The following is a 16,993-nucleotide window of genomic DNA, read 5'->3' as shown; positions in this document are numbered from 1 at the left end:
TGTCGGCCGGCAGCCCTGAGGCGCCGGATGGCCGGGGGTCTCGAACCCTCAACCTCCGTCGAACGCCGGTGCTCTGCCTGTTGAGATGGTCAGCCATCTCGCCGACGCCGCGAGCACCCTCGACCCGGCAACCCCCCTGCATGCCGCGCTGCTGCTCGACTGCTCATGGCTCTACCTGCTCTCGGTCTCCCGCGCGGTCGAACACATCCGCGCCACGCACGCCGCCGACGTGCAGACCTGCCTCCTCAGATACTTCTTCGGCGGCCAGGTGGCGCTCCGGGAGAAGAAGCAGATGCTCGAACAGCTCTCCCGCATCGTGCCGCCCGCGGCGCAAGGCAGCGCGCAACTGCTCCCGGCCTGGTACAACCAGCTCCTCGAACTCGTCGGCCGGTTCAACCGTTCACCACACGCATGCCTGCCAGCCCTGCAGTACGCCGAGATGCTCAGCGCGGCACTAGTCGCCCGTAAACGCACCACGGTGTCGAAAGCCTTCAGTACTCACATCAACCCAATCGCCGCGAAACTCCTGTCCGACATCGTCGGTTTCCTGGTGGCCTCCGCCGGCTTGCACCCGACTTCCGGACGATGGCCAGAGAACTGCTGATCCAGGACCTGACCAGCGGCCCTCGTCTCGTGCCGGGCGCCGATACGCCGAATGACGAACGCGTCCCAGAGGGCATCGCCGAGTAAGGGTGCCAGATCAGGTAGCCCCGGAAAATAGCGCAATTGGTGCAAGATGGTCTGTTTCTTCTATCGGCAACTCCCGCACATGGCGCTCATTGGGCGGGGCTGTATCTCAGCAGCCCGTCGCCGGACCTGCCAGCGATGAAGTTTGTCGGTGCTGTCACCGATGAGCCGGTCGTTCCTGGTGCCATCGAAGACGCTCTTGATGTCGGCACCGACTGTGTCGGGCTCCCGTCAGCGTGCCAGGCCGGGCCACCATGCCTACGCGGCGCCGACGCCAGCCGTCTTCCCGAAGTGCCGGACCCCTGCCAGGGCACAAGCGATCATCGCCGGTTCGCGTAAAGTCCGCACATGCAACCGAGGGCGTTCGAGCAGCACATCGCGGTGTTCGGGGAGAGTGGCAGCGGCAAGACCGTCCTGCTCTCATCGTTCTACGGGGCCGCCCAGGAGCCGCAGTATCTGAAGAGGAGCCTCTTCCACATCCTGGCGGAAGACATCGGCCAGGGTAACCGGCTGCACAAGAACTACCTCGGCATGAAGGACGACGCGACGCTGCCGCTCACCACCCGGTTCGCCGCCACGTCGTACGCCTTCAAAGTCCAGATGAAGGACGGGTCGGATCCCGCGGCGGCGAAGTCCCGGCCCTTCGACGTGCTGCGGGTGGTCTGGCACGACTATCCGGGTGAGTGGTTCGAGCAGTCGGTGCAGAGCCCGGAGGAGGCCCAGCGCCGCGCCGACAGCTTCCGGTCCCTGCTGAGCTCGGACGTGGCCCTGCTGCTGGTGGACGGTCAGAAGCTGCTCGACAACGCGGGCGAGGAGGATCGGTACCTCAAGTCGCTGTTCAGCAACTTCCGCACCGGCGTACTGTCGCTACGGGACGAGCTGCTGGAGGACGGCAAGCCGCTCGCCCAGTTCCCGCGGATCTGGGTGATGGCGCTGTCGAAGGCCGACCTCTTGCCGGACCTGGACGTCTACCGGTTCCGTGATCTGCTCGTCGCCAAGGCCTGCGACGATCTAGAGCAGCTGCGCGAGGCCATCGTCGGGCTGGTGGAGGGCCGCGAGGCGCTATCGATCGGCGAGGATTTCGTGCTGCTCTCGTCGGCGAAGTTCGAGCCGGGCAAGATCACGGTGACCGAGCGCGTCGGGCTGGATCTGATCCTGCCGCTGTCCGCCATCCTGCCCTTCGAGCGGCACCACCGGTGGCACGAGTTGATGCAGCTCCCGGCACGCGTGTTCGAGGGTCTACTCGGCCGTGCCGGCGACTTGGCGTCCGCGCTGCTGGCCAGGACCAGGCTCCCCGGCCCGCTGGGCCTGCTGATGAACCTCGTCGGTCCCGATCTCCTGAGCGATGCTGCGAAACTGGCCGGGGACAAGCTCCGGGCGGCCAACGCCGAGGCGCTGTCCAAGAAGGAGTTTCTCTCGGCTACGCTGACCGGCTTCCGGATGGATCTGGAGGAGGGCGAAGAGAACCAGATCCTGATCCGGAGCGTGCGGTGAGCCTCATCTGGGCCACCCGCGGCCGGGCGTGGGGTTTCCGTTTCCTACTCACCGGTGGATTCTCGGACCCCCTTCCCGAGTACGAGGCCGCTTTCGCGGACGTCGGTGACGCGCCGGAGACCTACCACCGTGCCGGGGACCGAGTTGCGTTGCGTATCGCGGACCCGCTGGGGCGTAAGGACCAGTCTGGCCGGGTGATCCCGCACGAGTTCGTCGTCTGCGGGCCGCAGGCCGCGGAGATCCATTCGGCGGCGGACGGTCTCGCGCTGGTTTGGCCGCAGGTGGCCGAAGAGTTCGAGCGGGTCTGGGAGACGCCGCGGCCGCCCTTCTGAAACCGATCGCGGACGTCCCGGTTCGCAGCGGCACCGGTCGCACACCGCCGCGAGTGTTCTGCGGGACTGACGACGTCCTGCTAGGCAACGACGAAGGCGCCAATAAGGCGCCTACCTGATCCTGGCCGTCACGCTGCTGGCCGGACTTGCCCACGCACCGGAGTTCGGCACCGACCAGGACGACACCGGTACATGGGCTGCGCGGTGCAGGACGTCGCGGCCCGCCGCCGCGCCCGCGTTGGCGATGACGGTGGGCTCACCGCCCTCGAGAACGCTGACGCAGGCCCGGTAACGGTGGTGACGGCGTCGCCTCGGAGACGGGCTCCGGCCCGGCGGAGATCCGCCGGGCCGGAGCCTCATGCTGTTGACGGGCCGTGCTTCAGCTCGTCGTCACCGAACCGTTGACCTTGCTGTCCCGCACGGTGCCACCGAGGGCGTGCACCGAGCCGTTCACACGGCTCTCCACGATCGACACTACCGAGGCGTCGGTTGCGGTGACCGAGCCGTTGAGGGTCGCGTTGAAGGCGATCAGCCCGGCGCCCGGAGCGACCTTGATCCTGCCGTTGACGGTCGCACCGTCCAGGCAGGTGATGCCGGACGTGACGGTGAGTCCGCCGTTCTGGCGGTCGCGCAGGACGGTGGTGCAGGCCGGGTAGCTGGGCTGCGTCTGCACGTTCAGCTCGGCGAAGGAGACCGCCCGGGCGTTGTTCGTTCGCGGGTCGTCTAGCTTGAGGACGTCGAAGCCCTTCTGGATGTCGTTCGAGTAGATGTACCCGTTGTGGTAGTACGTCGACCACGCCCCACCGAGGATGCGGCGGGTGTCGGAGAGCGGGCCCCGCTCCCAGTAGGCGACCTCGACCGGGTTGGCCGAGTCGGTGAAGTCGATTACCGAAATGCCGCCCTGGTACCAGGCCTGGACCATGACGTCGCGGCCCATGGCGGGGATCAGCGAGCCGTTGTGCGCGACGCAGTTCTCCAGGGTCGTGTTCAGCCGTGGGATCTTGAAGTAGCTCTTGAAGACCAGCTCGCGGTCGGCACCGGAACCCACGATGTCGTAGATCGCGTCCGCGCCCTGGTTGGCCCGGTAGGTGCTGGTGCAGATCGCGCTGCTGCCACCGCCGAGCTCGTCGGTGAAGACGACCTTGGTGCCGGCGTTGTTGAAGGTGGCCGAGTGCCAGAACGCGAAGTTCGTGTCCCGGACCTGGCTGAGGATCACCGGGTTCTCCCGGTCGGAGATGTCGAACAGGACGCCGTCACCCATGCAGGCGCCGGCGGCCAGGTCCAGCTCCGGGTAGGCGGTGATGTCGTGGCAGCCGCTGGTGGAGCCGGCGCCGTTGGTTCCGGGGAAGAGAACCGGGGTGGCGACCACGGAAGCGCTGGCCGGGTTGTCCACCGGCACCTTGATGATCGAGATCTTGTCGTGCGGCGGCTTGCAGTAGAAGGCGCCGCTCGACGGGCCGTACGACTGGACGTAGACGTAGACGCTCTTTCCGTCCTTGCTCGGCACCAGCGTCTGGGTGTGCGAACCGCAGTCGGTCCGGACCGACTTGACGTACCGCGGATTCGCCTTGTCGCTGATGTCGAAGATCCGGACGCCCTCCCACGAGCTCTGCTGTGCGGAGGAGCCGCTCGTGCTGTTGCACGAGTCGTTGCTGCGGGGCGCGTCGACCGCGAGGAACAGCAGGTTGCCCATGACCGACGGGTCGCCCTGCGAGCCCGAGCAGACCACCTGGCTAACCACCTGAGGCGAGCTGGGGTTACTGACGTCGAGAACGTTGAAGCCTTCGTAGTTGCCGGCGAAGACGTAGTTGCCCTGGAAGGCCAGGTCCGAGTTGTACGCCCCCTCGCTGGCGAACCCGCCGAACTTGGGGATGTTGGCGATCTGCCGGATGTTGGGGCTGCTGGCGATCTCGTCGACGCCCGGAGTGGTGTTCGCGGCGGCCACGTCGTTGGCCGCCTCCTCGGCGATGCAGTATTCGGCGAAGTTGTCGCCGGCGGCCTCAAACGATTCGCAGATGTCTGTGCTGCCGCTGGAATCGGTGGCGCCGCTCGCCGGCGCCGCGGCCACGACGGCCGTGAGGAAAAGGGCGCCCGTGGCGGCCAGACCGATGGCCAGCCTCCGGCTCTCTTGTGGAGTTCGTCTTAACATTGTGGACACCCCTCGTTCATCGGGTCGGCACAGTAACGGGACGATAACCCGGTGTCCGGCGCCAAGATTGTGACCCAGCTCACAAATTGCGTGGGCCTCTGATCACGGTTGCGTTAACCTGGCGGGCATGCGGCGGCACGAATAACCGCAGGTGGGGCTAATAGAATCTTTTCGCTGCCGTGATCTTCCCCGTGCAGGTCAGGCTCGCGCTAACATCCCGGCCAACCTCGGTCAGATGGCGGGAGTCGAGTTGTGCTAAGTGTACGGATCCGAGCGCTTTGGGGGCGCTCGCGGGCGATTGTCCTCGTCGAGCTGGCGGTGCTCGCCGTGCTGGCCGTCGGGGCAGCGGTGGTCGTCTGGTGGCCCGAGGGCCGCCCGGAATCGGCCGCGACGGCCAGCCCCCAGGCATCTCTCGACCTGCCCGGTCTGCCGGACGCGACCGCGCCGGTGCTGATGCCCGCGGCGCCCGGCGAGCCGGCGAAGACCGTCCGGGCGAACGAGAAGTCGCCCGCGCCGCGTCCGACGTACAACAACGCCGACATCCGGTTTGTCACGATGATGATTCCGCATCACGAGCAGGCGCTCGTGATGGCCCGACTGGCGGCGGACCGGGCGGCGAACCCGCAACTCAAGATCATTGCCGACCGGATCCTGGCGGCCCAGGAACCGGAGATCAAGACACTGGAGACCTGGTTGACGGACCGAGGCCTGGACCGGAACTCCGGCGGCGGCGGCCACCAGCACAGCATGGCCGGCATGCAGACGGCGGAGGCGCTGGAACTCCTCACCGCCGCCCGAGCCGCCGAGTTCGACCGGATGTTCGTCGACATGATGGTCGAGCACCATCAGGGCGCGATCGACATGGCGGGCGAGGTGCTGGCGCTCGGCGTCAACGTCATCGTCAACGAGACGGCCAGCAGCGTCGTCGTCGAGCAGGGCGCCGAGATCAACCGGATGCGGCAGGCACTCACCGGCGCGAAGTAGCCCTTCTCCGACACGGTGCCAGGTGCCATCCCTGTGCTGGTCCAAAACGTAGCCGTACGGTCTGATTAGGGCTTCTAGGCGGCTGGCTCGTATTCGTTGATCAGGCCTCCGAGGATCGTTCGGCGCCGGATGCGGTCGGTCGGAGCGGGGAAGGCGATGACGTTGTTGCCGTCGTCGGGAGCGCGGAGGCTGATTCCGTCGCCTTGATGGCTGCGGCCTCGGTTGTAGTGCTGCACATACGTGTCGAGGACTATTCGAAGGTGTCGCTCGCCAGCGATGAGCATCCGGTCGGTGCATTCGACTCGGACGGATTTCACCCAGCGTCCGGCGAAGGCGTTCATGCGGGGTGCTCGCGGCTGCTCTTGCCGAAAACCTCGTCCGTGCAGGTCAGGCGGCATGCTCGTACTCGTGGAGAATGCCGCGGAGGCGCTCGCGTCTTCGGACGTTGAGACGGGCCAGCCTGTCCGGGTCGGTGATCTGTGTGGGCAACGGGTATAGCGGGCGTGCGTGCGCGATGCCCTGGTGTGGGCGGTGTCCGTTGTAGAACTGATCGAACTCGCGTAGGGCGTGGAGCAGGTGCCGCTGGTTCCAGATCAAGGTCCGGTCCAGTAGTTCGCGGCGGCAGGTCTGGACCCACCGTTCCATGATCGAGATCATTCTCGGCACCTGGATGCCGCTGAGCACGACGTCGATGCCCGCGTCGGCGAGGATGGCGTCGAACAAATCGGGGAACTTGCCGTCCCGGTCACGGATCATGAACCGCGCCCGGGAGCCGTTGTCTTCGAGGTCTATGACAAGGTTCTTCACGGCCTGTACCACCCATGCGGTGGTTGGGTGCGGGGTGGCGCCCAGGATGTGGATTCGGCGGCTGGCGTGCTCGATCACCGCGAGCACGTACATCCGCGCTCCGGTGGGGGTGACCGTCTCGAGGAAGTCGCATGCCAGCAGGGCGTCGGCTTGGGAGCGCAGGAAGTCGGCCCAGGTGTCGGAGGCCCGCTCGGGCGCCGGGTCGATGCCTGCCTCGTTCAAGATCTCCCAGACCGTGGACGCGGCCACCTTCACCCCCAGCGCCAGCAGTTCGCCATGCAGGCGCCGGTAGTCCCAGGCAGGGTTTTCCCGCACCAGGCGCAGCACCAGGGCGCGGACGGAGTGCACAGTGCGCGGCCGGCCCGGGCGCCTGGGTCGGGAAACGGCCGCGTGACGACGGGCGACCAGGTCGCGGTGCCAGCGCAGCACCGTGTCGGGGCGCACCAGCAGTTGCACTCGGCGCAGCACGTCCCGCGGCAGCCGGTGCAGCAACGCCGCCAGGAACGCCCGATCACTCGCGTCGAACCGCACTTTCTCCCTGCCCAGCTGGCGCTCCAGCACCATGATCTGGTGGCGCAGGGCAAGGATCTCCACATCCTTGTCCCGATTGCTCATCGGCAGCAGGCGCAGCATCGCGAACGCGTTCGTCACACCCAGGTACGCCAGTCGCAGCACACGGCAGCCCATCATGCCGCATCGATCACCAGCTACCCATGCCCAGCAACCGGACCAACATCTCCGACACCCCCACGCCGGCCCTAACCAGGGCGGATGGGGTTTTCGGCAGGGGCAACGTCGCGTCCGCCCGACCGTTCACGCACCCGCACCTGTACGCACCCCGGCTGGTCCCCGGACCCGCCGGCGCCTGGTCGCTCCTCGGCTTCCTCGACCACGTCGACGGGGAGTTCGTCGGTGAACTCACCGATCCCATACCCCTGCGCTACCGAGCCTCCACGGGGCTGACAGTTGACCCGGCGAGAAACGCTGCCGACTGGCGCCCTCGCTCTTGACCCACGCCGGGGCCTGTGGACCTAACGGTGTTTCCGGCCTGACTCGCCGGGCGTTGTGTCTGGTGAGGAGGGTGAATGGCCGCCCGCGTAGCGAGGCGGAAGAGGCCGCCGGCGCGACCCGCGCACGGCTGATATTGGGCGACATTCGCCAGTAGGACCCGAGCGCGGCGGGGCGGCCCGGCGGCGCCGCTCGTGGCGCTGTAAGGTCCACACGAGGTAAGGATCGCGGCCGCGTCACGGTTCCGACCACGCAGTCTGCATCAGCCGGACACCGTCGCGCCGACGTACCAGCGTGCCGCGGCCGGCCGGCATCCGCTGCGGCCTCACCCCACCGAGGATCTGGCCCTCCTCCCGGTCACCAGACATCAGCAGGGCGGGCGAGTCCAGCTCGCGCAGGCGTTGCAGAACGGGCTCGTAGAGTGCCCGACTCACACCCGCCATCCGACGCGCGATGATCAGGTGCAGCCCGATATCCCGAGCCAGCGGCAGCAGCTCATGCAGCACGCTGAGCGGATTGTTCCCGCCGGAGGCGACCAGGTCGTAGTCGTCCACCAGGATGTAGAGGTCCGGGCCCTGCCACCAGCTCCGGTCGCGCAGCTGGGCCGTTGTCACGTCCGGGCCGGGCAGCCTGGCCTGTAGGGCGCCGTACATCGAAGTGAGCCCCTGGCTGAATGCGTGGTTGGAGGGGGCGTAGTCGACCAGGTGCTCGCCCTCCACCGCACCCAGCAGGCCCCGGCGGTAGTCGGCGATGACCAGCCGCGCCTGCCTCGGGGTGTACCGCTCGACGATGCCCCGGGCGATCACCCGCAGCAGGTTCGTCTTGCCGCATTCGGCGTCGCCGAAGATGGTCAGATGCGGGTCACCGTGTAACTCGAGATAGACAGGGGCGAGGGCCACCTCGTCGACGCCGATAGGCAGGCCACTGGCAGCCGGATCGCTGCACTCGCTCAGCTCGGCCACCGACAACTGGCGCGGCAGCAGCCGTACCGGTGGTGCCGGAGGGCCGGGCCAAGCCGCGGCGACCTGGTGGGCGAGTTCGGCCGTCGATTCGCTGAGGTCCTCGGCGGTGCACCGGTCGTCGATGCGGGCCAGGGCAGTCAGGAAGTGCAGCTTGTCGCGGGTCAGACCGCGCCCGGGCGAGCCGGCCGGCACGTTCTGGGCGGCCCGCCGGTCGATCTCCGACTCGGCCGTGTCGCCGAGCCGCAGCTCCAGCTTCGTGCCGAGCAGGTCGCGCATGTTGATTCGGATCTCCGCCCACCGCACCGCCGTCACGATCACGTGTACGCCGAAACCCAGCCCCCGGTTGGCCAGGTCCCCGATGGTCTGCTCCAGCTCCTCGTACTCCTGGCGCAGGGTGTTCCAGCCGTCGACCACCAGGAAGATGTCACCGAACGGGTCGTCGGCGAACTCCCCGGCCGCCCGTCGCCGACGATAGGTCGCGATGGAGTCGACGCCGTGCTCGGCGAACCGCGCCTCTCGCGCCGCGAGGACCGCGACCGCCTCGGCGACTGTACGGCGCACCGCCTCGGTGTCCCGCCGGCCGGCGACACCGGACACGTGCGGTAGGCGTCCCAGGCCACCCATGGCACCGCCACTGAGATCGAGACAGAGGAACTGCACCTCTTCAGGCGTGTGGATCAGCGCCAGGGCGGCCACGAGGGCATGCAGCAGAGTGCTCTTGCCTGACCGCGGCGCACCGACAACGGCGACGTTGCCATCGGCTCCCGACAGGTCAAGTAGCAGGGGAGCCCGTCGCTGCTCGTGCGGAATGTCGACCACACCGACCGGCGCGGTCAGCGGAGCCGGGCCGGGCGCGTTCAGGCCCCGATCCGGGTGCCGAGCCAACGGCGGCAGAAGCCGGTCCAGGCTGGGCGGGGCGTCCAACGGCGGCAACCAGACCTGGCGGGCGGCAGGCCCGCCGCCGCTCAGCCGGCCCACGACGATGTCGAGGACGCTGAGGCCGGCCAGCTCGGCTGGCATCGCGCCGCCCTGCGCCGCGGTCAGCACCGGTGCGCCGGAGACGTATGTCGCGCGGAAATGGCATATCGAGGCGCCGTCCTTGAGCAGGCCGTGTCCCGGGGTGTTCGGCAGCTCAGCCGCGTCCGGCACGCCCAGCACCGTCAGGCTTTCGGCAGCGGAGAAGGTGCGCAGACAGATCCGGTACGACAGGTGGCTTTCCAGCCCACGCAGCGTCCCCTCCTCCAACCGCTGGGCGGCGAGGAGCAGGTGCACGCCGAGGGATCGGCCCAGCCGGCCGATCGTCACCAGCAGGTCGATGGCCTCCGGTCGGGCGGCGAGCAGTTCGGTGAGCCCGTCGCAGATCACCAGCAGACTGGGCAAGGGTTCCAGGGGCGTCCCGGTCGCCCGCGCGGCCTCGTACGCCGACCGGCTCGGATAGTTCCCAGACGTGCGTAGCAGCTCCTGGCGGCGGGCCAGCTCGCTGAAGAGCGAGACCTCCAGGCGGTCGACCAACGAGAGCTCGTCCTCGAGGTTGGTGATTACCGCACTGGTGTGTGGCAGAGCGTCCAGGGAGGCGAAGGTGGCGCCGCCTTTGAAGTCGAGCATGATGAAGTTGAGGTCGCCGGACGAGTGGCGGGCCGCCAGCGCCACCACGATCGTGCGGAGCAGTTCGCTCTTGCCCGACCCAGTCGCCCCCACCAGCAGCCCGTGCGGTCCCATCCCACCCTGGGCCGATTCCTTGAGGTCGAGGCGCACCGGTCCGCCGGTCTCATCGACCCCGATGGGTATCCGCAGGTACTCCTCGCCCGTGGGCGTCGGATGGCCCGTGAACGTCTGGAGCGCCGTGGGGTCCGGCAGGTCGAGCAGCGTCAGCACCTCACCCTGCAGTGCCTCCCGGGCCGGCCGCAGGCTCCCCGGCCCTGCGTCCGCCTGCAGCGTCCCCCACGCCTTGGCGATCACCGACACCAACCCGTCGGCTTCCTCCGGCGTGGCGGGTTCGGGCTCTGCCTTGAGGTCGTTCTCCCCGAGCGCGGGTTCGGGCAGCGCGATCCGGAAAGTACGGCGGCCATGGATGGCCCAGCCGGGCATGTTCAGCGGAAGGCGAACTGCCTGGTCCGGATTGACCAGCGACTCGTGTGGCTGGGACAGCCGGGTTTCGATCCGGGTCTGCGGCAGCTCCCGCAATTCCTCCGGGATGCTCAGCCAGCTCCGGTCGAGGATCACCACGTGGAACCCGTACCCGAGACCCTTGTTGGCGAGATCAACCACCCGGGGGGCGAAGCTCTCGAGCAGCGTGGCGAAGTCCTGCCAGCGGTCCACAATCAGGAAGACGTCCGGGTAGGGCCCGCCGTCCAGGCCTGCCCGTCGGGCACGCAGGCTCGCTGGAGACTCCAGGGAGTGGCGGCGAAACAGCTGCTTGCGGTCGAGGACGTCGCGTTCCATACGATCGAGCAGATTGCTGACCTCGCCCAGCTGGTCATCGCCGAGGACTGTGCGGACGTGGGGCAGCCGCTGCATCGGCCCCAGCCAGTTCCCGCCCGACTCCAGGCAGTGGATCGCCACTTCGCTGGCGGAGTGAGTGAGCGCCAGCCCGGCGATGATGGTCCGCAGCAGGGTCGTCTTGCCGGTGCCGGCACGACCGACGACGAGCAGGTGGCCCTCGGCGGATGCCAGGTCCAGCCAGACGGGCTCGCCGGCGGGCTGGTCGACGCGGTGTGCCTGGCCGACCGGCACCTTCAGCAGCCCACGCCGACGCCAGTCGGTGGCGCAGAGCGGCACGTCACCGGCCGACTCCAATTTACCCAGCAAGTCACCGAGGCGGGGATCGCGGTGGTCTCGGCGCAGGCGCTGACGGTGCTGCCCCTCTCGGGACAGGGCAATGTGTATCTCGTCGCTCGCGCTGCCGAACTGGCACGGCGTCTGCGCCGACCGCTTGGGCAGCTCCAGGTGGAGGTACCGCCACAGGTCGTCCGGGGTGATCCGGCCCTGCCCGGTGATGTCCGCCGCGCCGGTGCTGAGGCCCTGGATGATCGTTCCCGTGAAGGCCGAACTCAACCGGGGTTCGGTACCGATGGCCGGCCGACCGTCGTCGGCACGTTCCACGGAATTGGTCGCCGTGATGACGTAGCGGCCGTACCCGGTCCGCAGCTCGCCGTCGAGGGCGAGGTCGTCGTCCGCCGTCTTCAGGCCGAGCCCCTCGAAGGCGCCGCTGTAGCAGCAGTCGAGCAGGAGCACCGAGCTGGCGGCGTCGGACTCGTCGAGCAGTTCACGGATGAACGAGGCGGAGATCGCCGTGGAGGAGAGGTGATCGACCTCGGTGTTGGCGACCGCCAGGTGCAGTCGCCCTCGCTTGCTGCTGCGCACGCCGTGGCCGGAGAAGTAGAGCAGAACCATGTCCTCTGGGCCGGCGGCCCGCAGCATCGATTCGATCTCCCGCTCGATGGCGCTCTTCGACTCGTTCTCCAGCAACCTGAACTGGTCGAACGCGCCGACGTCCGGGTCGGCCAGCAGGCTGAGCAGGTCGCGGGCCTCCTCGCGGGGGGCGTAGAGGTCCGTCAACGAATCGTCGATGTACCGGTCGTTGGCGACCAGCAGAGCCCGTCGCTGTCCCACAATCAGCTACCGGATATCTCCCTGACCGGACCGTGAGCGGGGGGCGGCGCGGTGCCCACCGCCGACTCGACAGATTCCGGTGCCATGAGACGCCCCAACTGGTCGACGAGCCGCTGGTCCACCCGGGTCGCCCCGGTGATCACCAACTCGTTGCCGCCGCTGCGAAGGGTGATCGACCGGGCCTTGACCCGGTCGGCGTAGGCGATCGCGATTTGGGCGAGGGCACGCATCGTGGTCGCCGAAAAGACACCGCCGACGATGAGCATTCCCAGCTCCCATGCCTGCTGCGACTTGCCGTGCCCGCTGGCGGGCGACTGGGCGTGCGCGACCTGAAAGCCCCGGACTGATCGCAGGTCATCGGCGAGCCCAGCGGCCAGCGCGTCGACCCGTTCGGCGGGAAGCGCGATGGACGGCTCGATCAGCAGGGAGAGTTCGGGCACAGCAGACCTCCGACAGCACTGGTTTCTACATTCAACACCATCCGGCAAGAGCCGCCCTGCCGCTGGCCGCCGCCGACGCCGTGGGCCGCCGACAGATCATGCGCCGAGCCCGGCAGCGCCTCTGACGTCCACAAGCGCCGGCCCGCGGCGGCGGGGCGTGTGGACCTGCGGCCCTCTGTGGACAGGACGTCCGGGCCGCCGCCAACTGCTGGTGGCTGTGCTGCCCCGCACACCCCGGCATTGGCTACGTGCGGGTGCTCAGGTCGCCGTGGCCGCCGTTGTCGGCGCCGCGGCAACGATCCTGGTGATGCTGATGGGAGTGGCGCTCGACGCGGCCACCGCCGCCGACGTGCACCTCTCCTGGGGTTACTTCGTCGCCACGATGGCCGTACCCGCCCTGGCCGCCGTCCTGTCCGGACTCCTGGCCGTCGTGCTGGCCGGCCGCGTCTCGGCGCAGCAGCCGCCAGATTCCACGGCCGCGGTCGCCGCGGCGGCCCGGACCGTACCGCCCGCCGCCACCGCAGACGGTAAGCGTTTGCTGTGGTGGGAGTCGCGTTCGCTGCGTCCGGTCGTGTGGGCGACGGCCGGGCTCGCCATCTCCGGTGTCCTGCTCGCCGCCGTGTCGGTGCCATTCGTGGGAATGCCCGGCTGGGCGGGACTGGCGCCCACCGTGGCCGCGCCCGTCCTGCTCCCGTTCAGCCGTTACCGACTCGCCATTGACGTCCGGGGGGTCCGGCTCACCTTCGGCCTGTACCGGTGGCGGCTGCCCCTGAGCGCCATCACGGCAGCGGAGGAGACCCGCCTCGACGCGGCCACCTGGCTCACTCGCGGGATGCTGCGCGGAGCCACCGACCAGACGCTGCCGCTGCTGCCCGGCCGGGTGTTGGCCCTGCGTCTGACCGACGGCACCCGCCGGCTCGTCACCTGCCGCGACGTCGCCACCGCGGTCGACACCGTGAACGCCCTGAGCGCCCGGGCGCGCGCCAGTTGAGCCACCCGGTGACCCCCTGACGAACCGGAAGCGGGGCCGAGCCGTCCGAAGACGGCTCGGCCCCGCCGAGCTATTAGCGCCGGCGCGGCCGCTCCCAGCCGCCCCACCTGGTCTGAAATGGACGCGGCTGAGGACCACGATCTACGTCTCGGCGCGCTCAATCCTCACCCGGGCTTCCCCTGCGTGGTTGACCGCATGCAGCATGCGGGATATCTTTCCGTACCAGGCAAGTGGATTCCCATTTGGATGCTCGTAGGTCCCTCGCACCGAAAGCTGCACCCACGCGCCGGCACAGCCCACCGTCGCCGTCCTACCGCAGCCGACTTCCCACCACGCTCGGCGTGAACCCGCCCTGCCGCATCGCGACGCTCTCAGCTAGGAGCCACCATGCTGAAACGCCCCGCACTGTCGGTTCTCCTCGTCGCCGCGGTCACCGTTGGGTCGGGCCTGGTCGGGGCGGTCCCCGCTGCCGGCCGGACCGGCGGCGACCCGCCGCGCCAGCGAGTGGTGGACACCGGTGACAGCATCGTGATCACCGGCGAGACCTACCGGATGCGGATCATCAAGGACGGCTTCCGATACTCGTTCGACAATTCCTCCGGCGCCACGGTTGCACCGGCCCACCCGGACTCCGGTCTGCGGATCAGGTACGCCGGCGGGCAGGACGTCAGCGACGCCCAGGACACTCGGCTCGTCTCCGGTCCGAGGTCCGGCACAGCCGTGCTGGACGTGAGGATGACGGACGGGTCGCAGGTCAAAGTGCACGTGCTTCCATCCGACAGCTACGCGCGGATCCTGGTGCCGAACCTGCCCGGATCCAGCAGCACGATCGACTTCCGTACCGGTGCGGTCGCCCCGGCCTACGGGCTCGGGGACTACGGGTCGTTCGCCGACGGCCAAGCCGAGCAGGGGACCCCGTGCAGTGGAAACGTCGAGGCCAGGCCGAGTACCGAGCTGACGGGGCTGGTACTGGACAACCTGACGAACGAGGGCAGTTGCAAGCGCTTCGTCAGCAACTTCACCGTGTTCCCCAAGCAGCGGTTCGCTCAGGTGTGGTTCGAGGACGGACGGAAGCGAGTCGGCCTCACCGGAACCGAGAACCGGCTCGGCGCCGCCGACGTGGACTCCGTCGACAGCCTGTACTACTTCGTCGGCCGGGACCTGCCGCAGGTGTACGCCGACTACAAGCAGGTCCGCAACCGGCACGGCTACCTGGACTCCCGGCCGGACGAGTCGTTCTTCGGACTCGGCTGGGAGGCGTACGGCGCACTCGGCTGGGACACCTACCAGTCGTCCGTCGTCGAGACGGTGCAGGACTTCCTCGCGCACGGCTATCCGCTCAATTGGGGCGTGGTCGGATCCGGCTTCTGGCCGGGCCCCCGCGGCAACAACGTCGAAGGCACCACGAACAGCTTTGGCATGTGGGACGACACCGCCGAGGACGGGCGCGCGGACGGACTGCCGAACCCGCGATACCCGGATCCCGACGCGTTGAAGCGGCTCTTCGCCGACAACGACATCAAGCTGCTGCTGGGGGCGCGAAACAACATCAAGGCTCTGCCAGCCGACGGCGGCAACTACAACCTGCGGTACGACGGGCCGTTCCTGCAGGAGGCGCTGGAGCGCGGCTTCCTGCTACGCGACGGCGACGGCACGCCCCGTGTCGTGACGCGGGCGCAGTTCCCCGCAGGCGCCAGCTACGTGCTGGACGGATCCAACCCGGCGGCGGTGCGCTGGTTCGTCGAGCGGCTGCGCGCCTGGGGTGTGGACGGGTGGAAGGAGGACACGATGCTCTACGACCCGAACCTCCACCTCGACGGCAACTGGAACCCGGTGCAGACCGCGATGCACGATGCTGGCGACCTGGTGATGGTGCGGAACGCCGCGTACTCCGTGCCGGGCGACATCGTCCGGATCAACGACACCATCTACGGCACCGGCGAGGTCTACCACGAGGACCCGGACCGGATGCCGGTCAACCTCCTCAACTACGCCGCATCCGGTGCCGGCAACCTGTACGGCGACTACGTGGGTGGCACGCCTGGGCCGTCGATGCGGGACCCGGCGTACCAGCAGTACTTCGTCCGCAACGCGCAGTTCAGCGCCATGTTGCCGGTGATGGCGTTCGGCAAGGGCCCGTGGGAACTCGGCCGCGGCGACTACGCGGCAGCGGTGAAGAAGATGGCGTTGTGGCACGAGGCGCTGCGCCCGTACATCTACGACGCGGTGCTGGACGGGCACGAGAGCGGTTTCCCCACCGCCGTGACCCCGCTGCCACTGGCGTATCCCGACGATCCGAACACCTACGGGCTGGCGAACGACACCACCCGCCAGTACGAGTGGATGTTCGGCGAGTCCCTGCTCGCCGTGCCGGTGTTCGGCGCCGACTTCGAGACAGCGCAGGCCCGGGACGTGTACCTGCCGGCCGGCAAGTGGATCGACGTCCAGAGCGGCGCGGTGTTCCACGGGCCGACGACGCTGCGGAACTACGCGATCGGCACCGACCGGATCCCCGCGTTCGCCGGTGGCAAGGGCGTTCTGGTGACCACGCAGGCTGGAGCGCTGACGGCCGAGGTGTACCCGGTGTCGACCGGATCCCGCTACACCGCCGGGCGTGGGGATGACGCGATCACCATCGAGAATGCCAACACCGGCTGGGACACCGGCTCCCTCGCCGTCGTCGACCGCACGAGCGGGCAGCCGGTCGCGTACCGGGTCGACCAGGTCACCGGAGCGTTGCGGTTCCCGGTGACCGTGGGCCACACCTACCGCCTTGTCGGCGGTGGGACCGCTGAGCACACCGTCGGGCTGGACACCACCGCTCCCGGGCAGGTCACCGGAGTCGGGCACTACACGGTCGACGGAATCACGACACTGAACTGGGACGCCACCGACAACGCCCGGGGCTACGTCGTGACCGCATCGCTGAAGCAGGCCTGCGCCGCCGCCCCGGAACGGATCATCGGCTCCTCGACCGGCACGAGCCTGGTACTGGGCAGCGACGGTGTGGCGGGCACGTACCGGGTGACGGCAGCGAACAGCGCGGGCAGCGGACCGCTGTCCGCGCCTCACGTGATCGCGCCGACGACCGGTGGTGGCGGTGCCGCGGCGCTCGTCGTGACGAACGAAGGCACGCCGCCGACCTGCGATGCCGAGAATCCGGCCTACAGCGAGCAGGGACGCTGGCTGTCGAGCAGCTTGAAGGGCTTCGACGGCTCCGGCACCCGCTACACCTCGACCGCCGGCCTGACCGTTACCTGGCGAGCCGACCTGCCTGCGGGGACCTACCAGGTCGACGTCTGGTCACCGAAGCACACCAGCTGCAGCACCAGCACGACGTACACCGTCGCCGGCACGAGCGTCCCCGTCGACCAGTGCGCCACCGGCGGCGAATGGCATTCGATCGGCACGCATCAGCTGACCGAGGGGATCACGCCGGTCACCCTGACCTCCGGCTCGGGCACCACCCGCGCCGATGCGGTCCGCTTCACGCCGACCGGATGACCGCGGTAGCCCATCGCCCGAGG

The 16,993-nt window shown here is 68.8% G+C and carries 12 protein-coding genes; 7 read left to right on the top strand and 5 right to left on the bottom strand.

Going from position 1 to position 16,993, the window contains the following annotated elements; all coding sequences use genetic code 11:
- The first annotated feature begins 85 nt into the window (after nucleotides 1–85).
- The 3 genes from ACFY29_RS05195 to ACFY29_RS05185 all read left to right on the top strand — a co-directional run bounded on the left by ACFY29_RS05195 (nucleotide 86) and on the right by ACFY29_RS05185 (nucleotide 2,513).
- Nucleotides 86–604: a hypothetical protein gene (locus tag ACFY29_RS05195; protein ID WP_386983561.1), complete on the top strand. Its 519-nt coding sequence runs from the start codon at nucleotides 86–88 to the stop codon at nucleotides 602–604.
- A 431-nt stretch (nucleotides 605–1,035) separates the two neighbouring features.
- On the top strand, nucleotides 1,036–2,181 hold the full coding sequence (locus ACFY29_RS05190) for a hypothetical protein (protein WP_386983559.1): 1,146 nt from the start codon (nucleotides 1,036–1,038) through the stop codon (nucleotides 2,179–2,181).
- Nucleotides 2,178–2,513, top strand: a complete 336-nt coding sequence (locus tag ACFY29_RS05185; RefSeq protein WP_386983557.1) for a hypothetical protein — start codon at nucleotides 2,178–2,180, stop codon at nucleotides 2,511–2,513. Before ACFY29_RS05190 ends, ACFY29_RS05185 begins: the two co-directional genes overlap by 4 nt.
- A gap of 379 nt (nucleotides 2,514–2,892) precedes the next feature.
- Here the strand turns inward: ACFY29_RS05185 and ACFY29_RS05180 are convergent, their stop codons facing one another.
- Nucleotides 2,893–4,662 carry an LVIVD repeat-containing protein gene (locus ACFY29_RS05180; RefSeq protein WP_386983555.1) on the bottom strand — a complete coding sequence of 590 codons (1,770 nt, stop codon included), beginning with the start codon at nucleotides 4,660–4,662 and terminating at the stop codon, nucleotides 2,893–2,895.
- A gap of 252 nt (nucleotides 4,663–4,914) precedes the next feature.
- Between ACFY29_RS05180 and ACFY29_RS05175 the strand changes: the two genes are divergently transcribed.
- Nucleotides 4,915–5,646, top strand: a complete 732-nt coding sequence (locus tag ACFY29_RS05175; RefSeq protein ID WP_386983553.1) for a DUF305 domain-containing protein — start codon at nucleotides 4,915–4,917, stop codon at nucleotides 5,644–5,646.
- A 74-nt stretch (nucleotides 5,647–5,720) separates the two neighbouring features.
- On the opposite strand, the gene ACFY29_RS05170 is transcribed toward ACFY29_RS05175, so the two are convergent.
- Nucleotides 5,721–5,987 (bottom strand): integrase core domain-containing protein, encoded by a 267-nt coding sequence (locus ACFY29_RS05170; protein ID WP_386983551.1) that lies wholly within the window; start codon nucleotides 5,985–5,987, stop codon nucleotides 5,721–5,723.
- 46 nt (nucleotides 5,988–6,033) lie between these two features.
- Nucleotides 6,034–7,086, bottom strand: coding sequence for a helix-turn-helix domain-containing protein (locus ACFY29_RS05165; protein WP_386983549.1), 1,053 nt, complete (start codon nucleotides 7,084–7,086; stop codon nucleotides 6,034–6,036).
- A gap of 80 nt (nucleotides 7,087–7,166) precedes the next feature.
- Between ACFY29_RS05165 and ACFY29_RS05160 the strand changes: the two genes are divergently transcribed.
- A complete protein-coding gene (locus ACFY29_RS05160) occupies nucleotides 7,167–7,463 on the top strand; it encodes a hypothetical protein (RefSeq protein WP_386983547.1) in 297 nt (98 codons plus the stop codon).
- Nucleotides 7,464–7,697: 234 nt separating this feature from the next.
- Here ACFY29_RS05160 and eccCb read toward each other — a convergent pair whose 3' ends face one another.
- Together eccCb and ACFY29_RS05150 are read right to left on the bottom strand one after the other, a co-directional pair.
- Complete coding sequence (gene eccCb, locus ACFY29_RS05155; protein ID WP_386983545.1) at nucleotides 7,698–12,035, bottom strand: type VII secretion protein EccCb; 4,338 nt, start codon at nucleotides 12,033–12,035, stop codon at nucleotides 7,698–7,700.
- Nucleotides 12,036–12,037: 2 nt separating this feature from the next.
- A complete protein-coding gene (locus tag ACFY29_RS05150; protein ID WP_328418394.1) occupies nucleotides 12,038–12,475 on the bottom strand; it encodes a hypothetical protein in 438 nt (145 codons plus the stop codon).
- A gap of 268 nt (nucleotides 12,476–12,743) precedes the next feature.
- Here ACFY29_RS05150 and ACFY29_RS05145 point away from each other — a divergent pair, with 268 nt between their 5' ends.
- Nucleotides 12,744–13,466, top strand: a complete 723-nt coding sequence (locus ACFY29_RS05145; protein WP_386983543.1) for a hypothetical protein — start codon at nucleotides 12,744–12,746, stop codon at nucleotides 13,464–13,466.
- A gap of 387 nt (nucleotides 13,467–13,853) precedes the next feature.
- Entirely contained in the window at nucleotides 13,854–16,970 is a 3,117-nt protein-coding gene (locus ACFY29_RS05140) for a hypothetical protein (RefSeq protein ID WP_386983541.1), read from the top strand.
- Nucleotides 16,971–16,993: the final 23 nt, after the last annotated feature.

It is taken from the genome of Micromonospora sp. NPDC000668 (assembly GCF_042897975.1).
Taxonomy (GTDB): Bacteria; Actinomycetota; Actinomycetes; order Mycobacteriales; family Micromonosporaceae; genus Micromonospora.
Note: the sequence above shows the minus strand (reverse complement) of the source record. Positions and strands in the feature narration are given on the sequence as shown.